Origin of the sequence: Dactylosporangium sp. NBC_01737 (assembly GCF_035963215.1) — a bacterium.
Taxonomy (GTDB): domain Bacteria; phylum Actinomycetota; class Actinomycetes; order Mycobacteriales; family Micromonosporaceae; genus Dactylosporangium.
In genome coordinates, this window is sequence record NZ_CP109153.1 from 4,270,272 (window position 1) to 4,286,054 (window position 15,783).

The following is a 15,783-nucleotide window of genomic DNA, read 5'->3' on the forward strand; positions in this document are numbered from 1 at the left end:
TGCTCGCGGGATGCCCGGCAACCCGAAGGATCGCTGGTGTTCTGCCCCGCGGATCCTTCGGGTTGTCCTGGTCGCGCGAAGCGCGGCACGTTTCGGCGGTGTCGCGTGCCGGTGGGTCGTGAGGCGCGCCGAGGGCTGTTGCTGTCCCGTTTCGTGGCTGCGTGGTCAAGTGTCGGCGAGTTGCTCGCGCCGGTGTCGGTGCTGGGTGGCGTTGCTTTGGGTGGGTCGTGGGATTTCCGGTAACCCGAAGGATCGTTGGTGTCCTGGCCCCGGGGATCCTTCGGGTTGTCCATGTTTCGCCGGTGCCTGGTGCCGGCGGGTCGTGAGGCGCGCAAAGGCTGTTGTCGTCCCGGTTCGTGGCGGCGCGGTCCAGCGGTTGACCGTCCAGGTTGAGTCGTGCTTCGCCGTCTGCGCCGGGCGCCTGGGCAGCGCTTGCCTGTTGGTGTCCTTCGATGTCGCCGTCGATGCGGGCAGGCGCTGGGCAATGCCCCGGTTTGTGGCTTTCGTGTGATGGGGGCGTGCGATCTGTGCGTGGGGCACGAAGAGCCGGGGTTTCGGGGTACACCTGCGGGCCGGTGATCGACGGGGGTGCCGCGCGTCGAGGGTGGTGACGTGGGGCGCAGGACCTACAGTGGCTGGTGTGCCAGCCGGGGGGCGTCGATACGTGCCGATGCAGGTCCGGGTCGCGGTGACGGGGTTCAACGCGATCGGCGGGGTCATGCTGACCCTTGCGCTCACGGCGCTCGGGGTGCTGCTGTCCGGGATGCAGGTCGATCCGGTCAATCAGGGTGGCACCGGGTATCTCGACTTCGTGCTGTTCTTCAACGCCGTGCTGTTCCTGTTTCCGCTGGCCGTGGTGCTGGTGTTCCTCGGGATGCGGATCAAGCGGGGCGAGCACTGGGCGTGGCTGGCGAGCCTGGTGTTCTGGGCGTTCGTGGGGACGATGGCGCCGCTGCTGACGTGGCTGCTGCCGGCGCCGCTGCCGTTCGCGGTGGTGCCGATGTGCTTCGCGGCGGGGCTGGTCGGGTTGCTGCTGACGCGGCAGGCCAGGGCGCACTGCGCCGAGGTCGACGACTAGGGCTTGTGCAGCGGCTCGGTGAGGTACCGCTGGATCGTCGGCGCGATGCTGTACACGATCTCGTCCTGGGACATGGACGCCATCGGCTCGACCTTCAGGATGTAGCGGACCATGACGATGCCGGCCATCTGCGACGCGACCAGCGCGGCGCGGCGCGGGGCCTCGGCGGGGTCGAGCTGCAGGTGGCCGATCGCGCGGCGCAGGACCTGGGTCACGAGGAACTCGCGCAGCATCCGCGCGGACCACTCGTGCTGCAGGGCGCTGCGGAACAGCGCCGCCGCGGAGGAGCCGGCCGGTGAGTCCCACACGCCGAGGAACGTGCGGACGAGCCGCTCGCCGATGCCGTCGAGGCCTGCCTCGAAGATCTTCGGGATCAGCTCGCCCGGGTCGATCGGGGCCTCCATCGTGGCGAGGAACAGCTTGTCCTTCGCCCCGAAGTAGTGGTGCACCAGCGCCGGGTCCACCCCGGCGCTGGTCGCGATCTGGCGGATGGACGCCCCGTCGTAACCACGTTCGGCGAACGCGTGGCGGGCGGCGGTCAGGATCGCCTGGCGGGTGTCCTGGTTGCCGGGGCGTCGTCCGGTGCGTGCCATGGGCCTCTTTCCGTCGTCTTTCCGTGGCGCAGGGTGCCGTCGTGTCGTTTGCTCAGGGGGTACGCCGGCGGAGCGTGGCTGCCCCGAGCAAGAGTGCCACGATCACGCACCCGACGATGACGCCGAGGTCGCGCCACATCACGCCGGTCGGCTCGGCGTGAGCGCCGAGCTCCGTGAGCGCCTGCACCGCGTAGGACATGGGCAGGACGTCACTGATCGCCTGCAGCCAGCCGGCCATCTGGTCGCGGGGCTGCAGCAGCCCGCAGAGCAGCACCTGCGGCAGGACGACCGCGGGCATGAACTGCACCGCCTGGAACTCGCTGTTGGCGAACGCGCTGACCAGCAGGCCGAGCGCCATGCCGAGCACCGAGTTGCCGACCGCGATCACGCCGACGAGCCACGCGGGGCCGAGCGTGTCCAGGCCCAGGAGGAGGTACGCGAGCGCCGACACCACCGTTGCCTGCACCGCCGCGGCGACGGCGAAGGCGATGCCGTACCCCAGCAGGATGTCGACCTTCCCGATCGGCGTGGTGAGCAGGCGCTCGAGGGTGCCCGTGGTCCGCTCCCGCAGCATCGCCACGCTGGTCAGCAGGAACATGATCACCAGGGGGAACACGCCCAGCATGATCAGGCCGATGCGGTCGAACATCATGGGGCTGGCGTCGTACAGGTAGCGCAGGAGCGTCAGCAGCACCGTCGGCACGACCAGGATCAGCGCGATCGTGCGCCGGTCGTGCCGCAACTGCCGGAGAATGCGGCCAGCGGTCGCGAACGTCAAATGGGCGGACATGGCTCAGGCCACCTTTTCCTTCTCTGACTCCTGCGCCTGGACCAGCCGCAGGAACGCCTCTTCCAGGTCGTCGGTGCCGGCGCGCTCCCGCACGGCGGCGGGTGACTCGTCGGCGATGAGCAGGCCCTCGCGGATCAGCAGGAGCCGGTCGCAGCGCCCCGCCTCGTCCATCACGTGGCTGGACACCAGCAGCGTGGAGCCGGCCTTGGCCAGGGCGTGGAACCGCTGCCACAACTCGTTGCGCAGCACGGGATCCTGCCCGACGGTGGGTTCGTCCAGTACGAGCAGTTGCGGCTTGCTCACGATCGCGCATGCGAGCGAGGCGCGGGCCCGCTGACCACCCGACAGGGTCCCGACGAGCTGGTCCTTCGCCTGGCTCAGGCCGACGTCGGACACGGCCGCGTCGGCATCGGCGGCGCCCAGCCCGTACAGCGAGGCGAAGTACCGCGCGTTCTCCCTGACGGTCAGATCCGCGTAGACGCTCGGCGCCTGCGTCAGGTATCCCACCTTGTCCCGCAGCGGCTTCGAACCGGCCGGGTGCCCCAGCACCGTGACCGTGCCGCTGACGATCTTCTGCACGCCGACGACCGCGCGCATGAGCGTGGTCTTGCCGCTGCCGCTCGGTCCGAGCAGCCCTGTGACGCTCCCGCTGGGCACCGAACAGGTGAAGTCGTGCAACACCCGCCGTTTGCCGCGCGCGATGACGAGGTGCTCGACCTCGATCGCGTTGGTCATCTTCGATTCCTCCGGTCAGGAAATAACTCAACGGTTGATGAACTCAACGGTAGATGAAATCTTGGACGTGCGTCAAACACGAAATCGGGGCGGACCGATGACTCGGTCCGCCCCGCTGCCTTCGTTGCCGGGTGGTGACTAGAGCGCGAGGACGCGCTCCAGGAACTCCTTGTACTGCCGCAACGCCACCCGCAGCGCCTCGGTGTCGGGGTTCTTCGCCGACCGGTGCGGGTCGATCGCGAGCTGCTGCTCCTGCAACTTCTCGGCAAGTGTCTCGATGGCGTCACTCACCACCGCGGACGCCCGCGTCAACGCCTTCACCGGGTCGTCGACGAACTTCGACTCCGCCTTGACCAGCCGCGACCGGAACTTGTCCGCCCGCTTCGGCTTCCACAGCACGATCCGCTGCTCGGCGACGTCACCGGGGCGGAGGGGGAGGGCGGCGACGGCCGCGTACTCGAGCTCCTCGTCGAGCTCGTCCACGTCATCGTCATCGTCGTCATCGGAGTCGGCCGCTTCGGCGGTGGGCTCGTCGTCCTCGTCCTCGTCCTCGTCTTCGTCGTCGGCTGCTGCTGCGACGGGCTCGTCGTCGTCGTCGTCCTCGGAGTCGTCGCTGTCGGCTTCGGCGGCGGGCTCGTCGTCAGCTTCCTCGGCGTCGTCGTCGGTTTCGGCGGTCGGCTCCGCGTCCTCGTCCTCGTCCGCGTCATCGTCGGCTTCGGCGGTGGGCTCGTCGTCAGCTTCCTCGGTGTCGTCGTCCGCTTCGGCGATGGGCTCGTCGTCAGCTTCCTCGGCGTCGGCCTCGGCCTCGGCGGTGTCGGCGGTCAGCTCGTCGATGTCGGCGACGAGGTTGACGTCGTCGGCCGTGTCGTCGTCCGCGTTGTCGACACCGGCGTCGATCGCCTCGGCCAGGACCTCGGCCGGGGTCTCGTCGGCGCTCGCCTCGACCTCGTCCGCGGCGTCCTCGGCTTCGGCTTCGGCGGCGGGTTCGTCCGCGACCTCGTCGGCCTCGGCTTCGGGCTCGGTGCCCTCGGCGTCGGCGTCTTCGGTGTCGGCGGCCTCGGCCTCGGGCTCGGCGGTCAGCTCGTCGATGTCGGCGACGAGGTTGACGTCGTCGGCCGTGTCGTCGTCGGCGTTGTCGACACCGGCGTCGATCGCCTCGGTCAGGACGTCGGCAGGGGTCTCGGCCTCCGCGACCGGCTCCGCGCCGTCCGGCTCCTCGTCCGTGTCCGCGGTGGCGTCGGCCTCGTCCCTGGCCTCTGCCACGACGTCCTCGGCGGCGTCGTCGTCAGCGTCCTCAGCCGCCTCGGCCTCGAACACCGCCTCGACCTCCGGCTCGTCCTCACCGGACTCGTCGGCGTCGGTCTCCGCAACGACCTCCTCGGCCTCCGCACCCGGCTCGTCCTCGGCCGCCACGTCTTCGGCGGCTGCTTCGGCGTCAGGCTCGGCGACGGCTTCGTCGTCATCGCCGGCTGCTTCAGCGTCGGGCTCGGCCGTGGCTTCGGCCTCCTCGGTGGCGGCTTCGGCTTCCGGCTCGTCTTCGGCGGTGACGTCTTCGGCGACCGCGTCCTCGGTGGCGGCGGGCTCCTCCTCGACGGCCGCTTCGGCGTCGGGCTCGGCGGCCTCGGCCTCCGCTGCGGGCTCGTCCTCGGTGTCGGCCTCGGCGTCCGTTTCGACCGCGGCGTCGGCTTCCGGCTCGTCGGCCGCTGCCTCTTCCTCGGCGGCGGGCTCGTCCTCGGCGGACTCCTCGTCAACGACGGCTTCGGGCTCGTCGGCAACCGCTTCGTCGTCCGCGGTGGCCTCGTCGGCCACGGCCTCGGGCTCCTCGTCGGACTCCGACTCGGCCGCCGGCTCCTCGGCGGCCGTCTCCTCCTCGACGTCAGCCTCCGCTGCTGGCTCCCCGTCGGCGTCGGTCTCCTCGGCGGTGACTTCTTCGAGGGCCTCGGGCTCGTCGGCGGTCTCGGACTCTTCGGCGTCGGCCTCTGCTGCGGGCTCCTCGTCGGTTTCCGCGGTGGGCTCGTCGTCGGTTTCCGCGGTGGGCTCGTCGTCGGTGTCGGCGGCGGCCTCTTCGGCGGTGACTTCTTCGAGGGCCTCCGGCTCGTCGGCGGTCTCCGACTCCTCGGCGCCGGCTTCCGCGGCGGGCTCCTCGCCGGTTTCGGTCTCTTCGGCGTCGGCCTCTGCTGCGGGCTCCTCGTCGGTTTCCGCGGCGGGCTCGTCGTCGGCGGCCTCTTCGGCGGCGACTTCTTCGAGGGCCTCCGGCTCGTCGGCGGTCTCCGACTCCTCAGCGTCGGCTTCCGCTGCGGGCTCGTCGGCGGCCTCTTCGGCGGCGACTTCTTCGAGGGCCTCGGGCTCCTCGCCGGCTTCGGTCTCTTCGGCGTCGGCTTCCGCGGCGGGCTCCTCGTCGGCTTCCGCTGCGGGCTCGTCGGCGGCCTCTTCGGCGGTGACTTCTTCGAGGGCCTCGGGCTCCTCGCCGGCTTCGGCCTCTTCGGCGTCGGCTTCTGCTGCGGGCTCCTCGTCGGTTTCCGCGGCGGGCTCGTCGTCGGTGTCGGCGGCGGCCTCTTCGGCGGTGACTTCTTCGAGGGCCACCGGCTCGTCGGCGGTCTCCGACTCTTCGGCTTCAGCCTCGGCTGCGGGCTCGTCCTCGGCAGCGGCCTCCTCGAGAGCGTCGGGCTCCTCAGCCGTTTCGACCTCCTCAGCGTCGGCCTCAGCGTCGGCCTCGGCTGCGGGCTCGGCTGCGGGCTCGTCCTCGGCGGAGACCTCTTCGGCGGCTGCCGCTTCGAGGGACTCGGGCTCCTCGGTGGTGTCGGCGGGTTCCGCTTCGAGGGTGTCGGCCGCTTGGAGGTCGGCGGTCGGGGCGGACTCGGCGGCGTCTGCGTCGACCCCAGCGGCCGGCTCCTCGTCGGTGGGGGCGGCGGACTCCTCCGTGGCCGGGCCGACGATGTCGGAGATGTCGTCCGGGACGGCGACCGTGATCGCGTCGGTGTCCGCGAGAGAGGCCTCGGTGGTCACCTCCGCGGCGGGCTCGTCGGTGGTGTCGGGCGTGTCGGCGGCGTCGGTGGTGACGGCCTCGACGGGTGGGGTGATGTCCTCGACGGGCTGGCGCTGCTCGGGGACGCCCGGTGGGGTCGTGACTTCCGGGGAGGGGCTCGACTGGTCGTTCGGCGGGGTGAAGTTGGGATGCATGGCGGGTCCTCCGTCCGCTCGGTCGGAACGGGGGGAGGGGGCCACCCGTTCAGACTGCTGTGGGCTCAGCGCTGGGGTCGCGGACGCCGGGAGGCCAAACGGCGCCCGGCCCGGAGCCGCCGCGCCGACGGCAAGCGGGACCCCCGGGCGAGGAGGGTCGGCCGACGGCAGGCGGGGAGGGATGAGCGACCGCCCAGACTTCCGTGCGGCGCACCGTCAAGGTACTCCGCAAACACGACCAGCCATAGACCCCAAACCGAGGAGAGAGGGCCGTGCGGGAGAATTCATGATGTGTCGTCGAACCTTGATCCAGAAGTCGCGGACCGTCTCCTTCGCAACGAGGCCGGGTTGGTGCCTGCGGTCGTGCAGGAGCACGGGACCGGGCAGGTGTTGATGTTGGCCTGGATGGATGACGAGGCGTTGCACCGGACGCTGACGACGGGGCGGGCGACGTACTGGTCGCGCAGCCGCAACGAGTACTGGGTGAAGGGCGAGACCTCCGGTCACGTCCAGCACGTGCGGTCGGTGGCGATCGACTGCGACGGCGACACGCTGCTGGTGACCGTCGAGCAGACCGGCGCGGCCTGCCACACGGGCAACCACACCTGCTTCTACACGGACCTGAAGGTGGGCGGATGACGACCGGTGCCGTGGCGCCCGACGAGGCGACGTTCCGTGAGCTGGCCAAGGCGCGGAGGGTGGTGCCGGTGACGCGGCGGCTGCTCGCCGACGGGGAGACGCCGGTCGGGGTGTACCGGAAGCTGGCCGGCGGCCCGGGCACGTTCCTGCTGGAGTCCGCCGAGCAGGGCGCCGGCGCCGCGGGCGCGGTCTGGTCACGGTACAGCTTCATCGGCGTACGGAGCGTGGCGACGCTGGTCGAGCGGGACGGCGGCGCGCACTGGCTGGGTGAGCCGCCCGCCAACGTGCCGGCGCAGGGCGACCCGACCCAGGTCCTGCGGGCGACCATCGAGGCGCTGACCGCCGACGACACGGACCTGCAGGGCCTCGGCCTGCCGCCGCTGTCCGGCGGGCTCGTCGGGTTCCTGTCCTACGACGCGGTCCGGCGGTTCGAGAAGCTGCCGGAGCTCGCCGTCGACGACCTGCACCATCCCGAGCTCGGCATGATGCTGGCGACGGACCTGGTGGCCCTGGACCACTTCGAGGGCGCGGCGCTGCTGATCGCCAACGCCGTGCTGCCGGAGCAGGGCGCCGACGAGGCGACCGTCTCGGCGGCGTACCACCAGGCGATCGGCCGGCTCGACGCGATGACGACGGCGCTGTCCCGCCCGACGCCGCCGATGGTGTCCACAGTGGAGAAGGCGGCACCCGGGGACGTGGTCAGCCGGACCCCCGCGGGCGGGTACCCGAAGGCGGTCGAGATCGCGAAGGAGGCGATCCGCGCCGGGGAGTGCTTCCAGATCGTGGTCGCCCAGCGCTTCGAGCGGGCCACCGACGCCGACCCCCTCGACGTGTACCGGGTGCTGCGCTCCACGAACCCGAGCCCTTACATGTACCTGCTGCGCTTCGACGGCTTCGACGTCGTCGGCTCCTCGCCGGAGGTGCACGTCAAAGTCGACGGGCGGCGGGCGCTGCTGCACCCGATCGCCGGGACGCGGTGGCGGGGTGCGACGCCGGAGGAGGACAACGCCCTGGCCGCGGACCTCCTCGCGGACCCGAAGGAGCGCGCCGAGCACGTGATGCTCGTCGACCTGGCCCGCAACGACCTGGGCCGGGTCTGCAAGCCGGGGACGGTCGAGGTGCCGGAGTTCATGACCGTGGAGCGGTACAGCCACGTCATGCACATCGTCTCCACCGTGGTCGGCGAGCTCAACGACGACCGGACCGCGTTCGACACGCTGGCCGCGACGTTCCCGGCGGGCACGCTGTCGGGGGCACCGAAGGTCCGGGCGATGGAGATCATCGAGGAGCTCGAACCGACCCGGCGCGGCCTGTACGGCGGTGTCGTCGGCTACTTCGGCTTCGGCGGCGACATGGACACGGCGATCGCGATCCGGACCGCGCTCATCCGGGACCGGATGGCGTACGTCCAGGCCGGCGCCGGCATCGTCGCGGACTCCGACCCGCTGTCGGAGGAGACGGAGACACGCAACAAGGCCGCCGCCGTCCTCGCCGCGATCGCCACCGCCGAGACCCTGCGACCGGCCCGATGAAAAGGCCGCTGATACAGAGGCCGCCGAGGCAAAGGCAGCCGATGCGAAGGCCGCCGATGAAAGGCAGCCGATGAACGGGCGCCGGGGACTGACCGTCACGACCCTCGCTACCGCGGTCGCGTCGGCGGTCGTGCTGTTCGCCGCGACCCGCAACTGGGACGCGATCATGACGCACCAGGTGTCGCCGCTGCCGCCGACGACGGACTACCGCACCGGCGCCGAGATGTCGCCGTGGCTGCCGGCGCTCGGCGCGGTCGGCCTGGCCGGCGCCGGCGCCCTGCTGGCGACCAGGAGACGGCTCAGGACGGTCGTCGGCGGGCTGCTCGCCCTGACCGGCATCGGGATCATCGGCGCGGTGATCGAGACCCTGCAGCACCGCATCGACGTGGGCTGGCCGATCCTCACGCTCGTCGCGGCGGCGGTCGTCGCCGTCGCGGGCGTGCTGACCATCCGGTACAGCGACACCTGGCCGGAGATGGGCGCCCGCTACGAACGGCCACAGGCCGGGCGTACCACGGCGAAGAAGGCACCGCAGACAGAGCTCTGGGACGCCCTGGATCGGGGCGAGGATCCGACCGCCGACAAGTAGGGTTCGCCTATGGCGAGCAGCAGCAAGGAAGTCCTCGAGGTCGCCGGGCGTGAGGTGACCGTCACCAACCCCGACAAGGTGTACTTCCCGAAGTCCGGTCGCACGAAGCTCGACGTCGTCCGCTACTACATCGCCGTCGCCGACGGTGCCCTGCGCGGCGCCGGGGGGCGGCCGATGGCGTTGAAGCGGTACGTCAACGGCATCGAGGGCGAGGCGTTCTTCCAGAAGCGGGCGCCGGAGAAACGCCCCGACTGGATTGAGACGGCGCAGCTGCGGTACCCGTCGGGCCGCACCGCCGAGGAGGTCGTCCTGCGCGACGCGGCCCAGCTCGCGTGGGTCGTCAACCTCGGCTGCCTGGAGCTGCACACCCACTCGGTCCTCGCCGAGGACGTCGATCACCCCGACGAGCTGCGCATCGACCTGGACCCGGTGCCCGGGGTGCCGTGGTCGCAGGTGGTCGACGTGGCACTGGTCGCCCGTGACGTCCTCGCCGACCACGGGCTGATCGGCTGGCCGAAGACGTCCGGTTCGCGCGGGTTCCACGTGTACGCCCGTATCCACCCCAACTGGACGTTCGCCGAGGTGCGCCGGGCGGCGGAGGGTTTCGCCAGGGAGGTGGCCCGCCGGGCGCCGGAGATCGCGACCGGCGCCTGGTGGAAGGAGGAGCGGCACGGGGTCTTCGTCGACTACAACCAGAACGCGAAGGATCACACCACGGCGTCCGGGTATTCGGTGCGCCCCTCCGAGGAGGCGCGCGTCTCCATGCCGCTCACCTGGGACGAGGTACCGGGGTGCGACCCGGCCGCGTACACGATGGAGTCCGTGCAGGACCGCCTCGAGACCGGCACCGACGCGTGGGCCGGCATCGAGGACAGCCGCGGGGACCTGACGGCGCTGCTGGAGCTCGCGGCCACGCATCGGAAGCAGGCGCCGGCGAAGAAGGGCACGGGCCGCCGCGCGCCGAGCATGCCCCTCATCGAGATCGCCCGGGCCGCGACGAAGGACGAGGCCCTGGAGGGTCTGGAGCGGTGGAAGGCCCGGCACCCGGCGGTGTGGCCGCTGCTGGAGCCGGCCGACGTGCTCGTCGACTCGATGCGCGGCATCAACAGCCTGTGGACCCGCATCCGGCTCAACCTGGTGCACGTGCCCGAGGCCGACCGCCCCGCCCAGGAGCCCCTGGAGGTCGACTACGACCCGTTCGCGAAGTGGAAGGAGCTGCAGGCCCGCGGCGAGATCCCGGCCCGCTGGCGCCGCCCCGCCGACGACGCCTGAACGCCCCGCTGCAAGATCGAGGCTAGACCCGCAGCAGGTGGCCGTCGCCGAGGTTGGTCCCGGCGTCGCGGTGCACCGCGCCTCCCCAGATGAACACCAGGTCGGGGCCGGCCACGATCGTCGCGGCGAGCCGGCGGCCGCCGGGCGGGTCCGCCAGGCGCAGCCAGCCGCCGGTCGCCGGGTCGAGCAGGTGGCCGCCGACCGTGACCCGGCCGCCGGTGCTCAGCGCCGGGTCGATCGGCAGCGGACCGGCCGGCCGCGGCGCCGGCGGCAGGGGACGCCACCGGCCGGTGGCGACGGTGAGCATGCCGCCCTCCGGGTAGGAGCGGCCCCAGTTGCCCACCTGCCCGCCGTCCGCGCTGCCGGTGCCGGTCCAGACGACCGTGCCGGCCGCCACCGCCGGGCTGGAGTGCAGGATCTCGGTGCCGGTGGGCGCCGACCACGTCGTCAGCGCCGCGTCGAGCGTGGCCAGCCGCACCAGTGACGGCCGGGTGGCGCCGGGGTCCGGGACCAGGTCCTGCGCGCCCAGCAGCAGCCGGTCGCCGGTCCACACCGCCATCCGGTTGAACGACGGGCCGAGCGAGTCGTCGGGCAGCACCCGCCACGCGCTGGTCGCGACGTCGAACGCGGCGTCCACGCTCCCGCCGTGCTCGTCGGTCCCGGCGACGAGCACCGGCGTGCCGCCCGCGTCGAGCAGCTGCCCCGCACCCGGCGGCGACGGCAGGTTCGTCCACGCGGCGCCGTCGTACCGCAGGAACGTCGCGTCCCGGGTCAGCGCGTAGACCCGGCCGCCGGCGGCGATGAGCTGGTCGCCGGGGCCCAGCGCGACGGGGGCCGCGGCGATCGGCTGCCAGGTGCCGGTCGCCGGGTCGTACGCGGCGCCGTCGGTCAGGGCGTGCCCCGGCGCGCAGTCCGCCTGGGGCGGGCACGGCGCGTCCGCCGATCCGCCGACGACGACGAACCGCCCGCCGTCCCACACGCCGAGCGCGTCGTGCCGCGCCGGGAGGGTCCCGCGGCCACCGCGGTCCACGAGCGGTCGGCCGCCGCGGAGAGCCCGACGGCCGCGCAGCCCGCCGCGGCGGTCAGGACCGTCAACGCCGCCAGGATCCTGCGCATGCGAGCAGTATGTCGCGGGTCGCGCCTCGGGTGGGGGCGGTGTACGGGCCGGGGTCCCGACCCGGCCCTCGAACAGGACCGGGCCGGTCGGACGTCACCCGGACGAGCCGGTGCTCATCGAAGGGGCGGCGCCCGCCGTCCATCCACGCGGCGGCGGTCCCGGACGTCATGCGGTCATGCCGGTTCACGGCGTCCAGCCGGTTGGGTCGGTGACCCAGCCGGCGACGAGGACGAGACCGGTGGGGCGGTGCACGGAGAAGAACCCGAACGGCCGGTCGAACGTGACCGTGACCCGCAGTCTCCGGGTGGTCGGCGGGCGGAACGCCAGGGGGTACATGGCGAGGGCCGTGACCGTCGCGGCCCGGAAGCCCAGGGCGGTGAACGAGGCCACGGCCTGCTGGCGGGCGGAGGTCACGGCCAGGTCGACGGGGCTGATGCCGGGGAACGTGCCGTCGCGCGACGCGGTGCGCAGCCCGAACAGGTCCGCCCGGGCGAGCAGGTCGTGGCTCGCGGTCACGTCGAACGACGGCAGGCTCACCACCAGCTCCGGCGCCGGGTCGGTGGCATCGACCTCCGCCGCGGTGACGCCCGGCCCGGCGGTCGACGGCGCGGCGGAGGCCCAGCCGTCGACGCCGGCGCGCAGGACGTGTCCGGGTGCGGCGGCCGCGGTACCGAGGGCGAGCACCACGTCGACGTCGTTGCCGCCGGCGACGGTGAGCAGCGTGACCGGCCCTTCGGGGCGGCGAGGACCCGCAGCGGCGCCAGGGCGTCCCCGGCGGCACGCTTGCGGTGCAGCGCCGCGAGCCGCCGGCCCTGCCACGGCCCGGCGGCGGGGGACAGGATGCCGTCGTCGAACGGCTGGACCCATTCGGTGAGCACCGACAGCGCCGAGGCGAGCACGACGCCGGTGTCCTCGTCGACGGCGACCGGCATGGCCGGGATGAGCCCGCCGGTCCGCTCGGCGGCCCACGCGTCCAGGCGCGCCTGGTCGGCGGCGGGGTCGCCGCTCAACGGGGAGCCGGCCGTCCAGGAGGGATCGAGGGGCAGGTCGTGGCGGGTCCAGACGCCGAGCGCCGCGCGGACGCCGTCGGTGTCCGGCAGGTCCAGCGGCGACGGCGCGACCGCGAGCAGCTCGTCGCGGGCGGGCCCGGACGCGACCCCCGCAAGCAGCGCGAGCAGCGGATAGACGCCTGCGCCGGAGAAGACGCCCGCGCCGTCGGCGGCGGCCGCCCAGCGTGCGGTCAGAGCATTGCAGGCCTCGACGGTCATGGCTCCAACCATACGAACGGCAAGGCATTATGCCCTAGTCCATCAGGTGACGTCGGCCATACCCCCACGGCCATCCACTGACCGGGGGGCTCCTAGCATCGGACGCATGACCACCGGAGAGGGGAGCTCCTTGATCAACGCGGAATCTGGCCGTGTGCTCGACGAGATCCTCGCCGGCGTGCGCGAAGACTTGGCCATCCGCGAGGCACAGGTGCCCCTGGACGAGATCAAGCAAGCAGCGGCGCAGGCGTCACCGCCCAAGGATGCCTACACCAAGCTGAGGGCCCCCGGCGTGGGGGTGATCGCCGAGGTGAAGCGCGCGTCGCCGTCGAAGGGGCAGCTCGCCGAGATCCCCGATCCGGCCGAGCTGGCCAAGGAGTATGCCGCCGGTGGTGCCCGCGCGGTCAGCGTGCTGACCGAGGGCCGCTGGTTCGGTGGCAGCCTCGACGACTTCGCCGCCGTGCGCGCCGCCGTCGACGTGCCGCTGCTGCGCAAGGACTTCATCGTGTCCTCCTATCAGGTGCACGAGGCCCGCGCGTATGGCGCCGACCTGGTGCTGCTGATCGTGGCCGCGCTGGACCAGAACACCCTGTCGGGTCTCCTCGACCGCATCGAGAGCCTGGGCATGACCGCCCTGGTCGAGGTGCACGACGAGGAGGAGACCGACCGTGCCCTGGAGGCCGGCGGCAAGGTGATCGGGATCAACGCGCGCAACCTGCGGACCCTCGAGGTCGACCGGACGGTGTTCGAGCGGATCGCGCCCGGCCTGCCCAACGACGTGGTGAAGATCGCCGAGTCGGGTGTCCGCGGCCCGCACGACCTGATCCGCTACGCGTCCGCCGGCGCCGACGCGGTCCTGGTCGGCGAGGGGCTCGTCACCCAGAAGAGCCCGCGTGATGCGGTCGCCGAGCTCGTCACGGCCGGTAGTCACCCGGCGACGCCGCGGCCGGCGCGATGAACGCGTTCCTGTCCGCCGCCGGGCTCCTGCCGGACCAGTCCGGGCACTTCGGCAAGTACGGTGGGCGTTTCGTCCCCGAGGCGCTGATCGCGGCCCTGGACGGGCTGGACGCCGCGTACCGGCACGCACAGGCCGACGAGGCGTTCCAGGCCGAGTTCAACCGGCTGCTGCGCGACTACGCGAACACGCCGTCGCCGCTGTACCGCGCCGACCGGCTCTCCGCGCACGCCGGCGCCCGGGTGTTCCTCAAGCGCGAGGACCTCAACCACACCGGCGCGCACAAGGTCCGCAACGTGCTCGGCCAGGCGCTGCTGACCAAGCGGATGGGCAAGCAGCGGGTCATCGCGGAGACCGGCGCCGGCCAGCACGGCGTCGCCAGCGCCACCGCCTGCGCCCTGCTGGACCTCGAGTGCGTCGTCTACATGGGCGAGGAGGACACCCGCAGGCAGGCGCTCAACGTCGCCCGCATGCGGATGCTCGGCGCCACCGTCGTGCCGGTCACGACCGGCAGCAAGACGCTCAAGGACGCGATCAACGAGGCGCTGCGCGACTGGGTCACCAACGTCGACACCACCCACTACCTGCTCGGCACCGCCGCCGGCCCGCACCCGTTCCCGGCGATGGTCCGTGACTTCGTCAGCGGCATCAGCGTCGAGGCGCGCCGGCAGATCCTGGAGCAGACGGGGCGGCTGCCCGACGCGGTCGCCGCGTGCGTCGGCGGCGGCTCCAACGCGATCGGGGCGTTCCACGCGTTCGTCCCCGACGAGGGTGTGCGGCTGTTCGGCTTCGAGGCGGGCGGCGACGGCGTCGACACCGGCCGGCACGCGGCCAGCATCACCGGCGGCTCCACGGGCGTGCTGCACGGCGCCCGCACGTACCTGCTGCAGGACGAGGACGGCCAGACCGTCGAGTCGCACTCCATCTCCGCGGGCCTGGACTACCCGGCCGTCGGGCCGGAGCACGCCTACCTGCACGACACCGGCCGCGCCACGTACGAGCCGGTCACCGACGCCGAGGCGATGGACGCGTTCAAGCTGCTGTGCCGGGTCGAGGGGATCATCCCCGCGATCGAGAGCGCCCACGCGGTCGCCGGCGCGCTGCGGGTCATCCCGAAGCTGTCGGCCGACCTGGGCCGCGAGCCCGTCGTGGTGATCTGCCTGTCCGGCCGCGGTGACAAGGACATGGACACCGCGCGCGACTTCTTCGGGGTGTGACGACAGTGAGTGTTTCGATCGCGTTCGAGAAGGCCCGCGCGGAGGGTCGCAGCGCGCTGATCGGCTACCTGCCGGCCGGGTTCCCGACCGTGCCCGGCGCGGTCGACGCGATCAAGGCGATGATCGACAACGGGGTGGACATCGTCGAGGTCGGCCTGCCGTACTCCGACCCGGTCATGGACGGCCCCGTCATCCAGCGCGCCACCGAGGCGGCCCTGGCCGGTGGCTTCCGGGTCGCCGACGGGCTGCGCACCGTCGAGGCGGTCGCCACGGCCGGCGCGCCGATCCTCGTCATGACCTACTGGAACCTGGTCGAGCGCTACGGGGTGGACCGGTTCGCCGCGGACCTCGCCGCCGCCGGCGGTGCCGGGCTCATCACGCCAGACCTCATCCCGGACGAGTCCGCGCCGTGGCTGTCCGCCTCCGACGCGCACGACCTGGACCGGGTCTTCCTGGTGTCGCCGTCCTCGACGGACGCCCGGATCGCGATGACCGCCGGCAGGTGCCGCGGCTTCGTCTACGCGACCAGCGTCATGGGTGTCACCGGCGCCCGCAGCAGCACCAGCACCGCCGCGCCCGCCCTCGTCGAGCGGATCCGCAAGGCGGACCCGAAGCTGCCGGTCGCGGTCGGTCTCGGCGTCTCCAACGGCGATCAGGCCGCGGAGGTCGGCGCGTTCGCCGACGGGGTCATCGTCGGCAGCGCCCTCGTGCGGTGCCTGCAGGACGCCGCGACGCCGGCCGCCGGGGTCGCCGCGGTCGCCGCGCTCAGCGCCGACCTCGCCGAGGGCGTCCGCCGCCGCTGACACCGGCGTGAGTCA

The 15,783-nt window shown here is 72.6% G+C and carries 15 protein-coding genes; 8 read left to right on the forward strand and 7 right to left on the reverse strand.

Annotated elements, in window-relative coordinates; translation table 11 throughout:
• Positions 1–640 precede the first annotated feature (640 nt).
• Complete coding sequence (locus OHA72_RS19345; protein ID WP_327009200.1) at positions 641–1,078, forward strand: hypothetical protein; 438 nt, start codon at positions 641–643, stop codon at positions 1,076–1,078.
• Here OHA72_RS19345 and OHA72_RS19350 read toward each other — a convergent pair.
• The 4 genes from OHA72_RS19350 to OHA72_RS19365 form a co-directional block, all read right to left on the reverse strand.
• Positions 1,075–1,671 carry a TetR/AcrR family transcriptional regulator gene (locus OHA72_RS19350; RefSeq protein WP_327009201.1) on the reverse strand — a complete coding sequence of 199 codons (597 nt, stop codon included), beginning with the start codon at positions 1,669–1,671 and terminating at the stop codon, positions 1,075–1,077. The two genes, OHA72_RS19345 and OHA72_RS19350, sit on opposite strands and share 4 nt — an antisense overlap.
• A 52-nt stretch (positions 1,672–1,723) precedes the next feature.
• On the reverse strand, positions 1,724–2,461 hold the full coding sequence (locus OHA72_RS19355) for an ABC transporter permease (RefSeq protein ID WP_327009202.1): 738 nt from the start codon (positions 2,459–2,461) through the stop codon (positions 1,724–1,726).
• A 3-nt stretch (positions 2,462–2,464) separates the two neighbouring features.
• Positions 2,465–3,196, reverse strand: a complete 732-nt coding sequence (locus OHA72_RS19360) for an ABC transporter ATP-binding protein (protein ID WP_327009203.1) — start codon at positions 3,194–3,196, stop codon at positions 2,465–2,467.
• Between the two features lie 138 nt (positions 3,197–3,334).
• Complete coding sequence (locus tag OHA72_RS19365; RefSeq protein ID WP_327009204.1) at positions 3,335–6,376, reverse strand: midas domain-containing protein; 3,042 nt, start codon at positions 6,374–6,376, stop codon at positions 3,335–3,337.
• 282 nt (positions 6,377–6,658) lie between these two features.
• Between OHA72_RS19365 and hisI the strand changes: the two genes are divergently transcribed.
• From hisI to ligD, 4 genes are all read left to right on the forward strand, one after another.
• Positions 6,659–7,015 (forward strand): phosphoribosyl-AMP cyclohydrolase, encoded by a 357-nt coding sequence (gene hisI, locus OHA72_RS19370; RefSeq protein ID WP_327011610.1) that lies wholly within the window; start codon positions 6,659–6,661, stop codon positions 7,013–7,015.
• Entirely contained in the window at positions 7,012–8,547 is a 1,536-nt protein-coding gene (locus tag OHA72_RS19375) for an anthranilate synthase component I (protein ID WP_327009205.1), read from the forward strand. The genes hisI and OHA72_RS19375 overlap by 4 nt, the downstream gene beginning before the upstream one ends.
• 70 nt (positions 8,548–8,617) lie before the next feature.
• On the forward strand, positions 8,618–9,136 hold the full coding sequence (locus OHA72_RS19380; RefSeq protein ID WP_327009206.1) for a Trp biosynthesis-associated membrane protein: 519 nt from the start codon (positions 8,618–8,620) through the stop codon (positions 9,134–9,136).
• A gap of 9 nt (positions 9,137–9,145) precedes the next feature.
• On the forward strand, positions 9,146–10,408 hold the full coding sequence (ligD, locus tag OHA72_RS19385; RefSeq protein WP_327009207.1) for a non-homologous end-joining DNA ligase: 1,263 nt from the start codon (positions 9,146–9,148) through the stop codon (positions 10,406–10,408).
• Positions 10,409–10,430: 22 nt separating this feature from the next.
• Here the strand turns inward: ligD and OHA72_RS19390 are convergent, their stop codons facing one another.
• The 3 genes from OHA72_RS19390 to OHA72_RS19400 form a co-directional block, all read right to left on the reverse strand.
• Positions 10,431–11,438 carry a Kelch repeat-containing protein gene (locus OHA72_RS19390; protein ID WP_327009208.1) on the reverse strand — a complete coding sequence of 336 codons (1,008 nt, stop codon included), beginning with the start codon at positions 11,436–11,438 and terminating at the stop codon, positions 10,431–10,433.
• Between the two features lie 270 nt (positions 11,439–11,708).
• A complete protein-coding gene (locus tag OHA72_RS19395) occupies positions 11,709–12,062 on the reverse strand; it encodes a serpin family protein (RefSeq protein WP_327009209.1) in 354 nt (117 codons plus the stop codon).
• Entirely contained in the window at positions 12,059–12,793 is a 735-nt protein-coding gene (locus tag OHA72_RS19400) for a serpin family protein (RefSeq protein ID WP_327009210.1), read from the reverse strand. The genes OHA72_RS19395 and OHA72_RS19400 overlap by 4 nt, the downstream gene beginning before the upstream one ends.
• A gap of 154 nt (positions 12,794–12,947) precedes the next feature.
• Here OHA72_RS19400 and trpC point away from each other — a divergent pair, with 154 nt between their 5' ends.
• The 3 genes from trpC to trpA are packed head-to-tail and all read left to right on the forward strand — an operon-like array spanning position 12,948 to position 15,768.
• Complete coding sequence (gene trpC, locus OHA72_RS19405; protein WP_327011611.1) at positions 12,948–13,751, forward strand: indole-3-glycerol phosphate synthase TrpC; 804 nt, start codon at positions 12,948–12,950, stop codon at positions 13,749–13,751.
• The gene (gene trpB / locus OHA72_RS19410; protein ID WP_327009211.1) at positions 13,748–14,965 is read left to right on the forward strand and encodes a tryptophan synthase subunit beta; all 1,218 of its coding nucleotides are present in this window, start codon (positions 13,748–13,750) and stop codon (positions 14,963–14,965) included. The genes trpC and trpB overlap by 4 nt, the downstream gene beginning before the upstream one ends.
• A 5-nt stretch (positions 14,966–14,970) precedes the next feature.
• Positions 14,971–15,768, forward strand: a complete 798-nt coding sequence (gene trpA, locus OHA72_RS19415; RefSeq protein ID WP_327009212.1) for a tryptophan synthase subunit alpha — start codon at positions 14,971–14,973, stop codon at positions 15,766–15,768.
• Positions 15,769–15,783 lie beyond the last annotated feature (15 nt).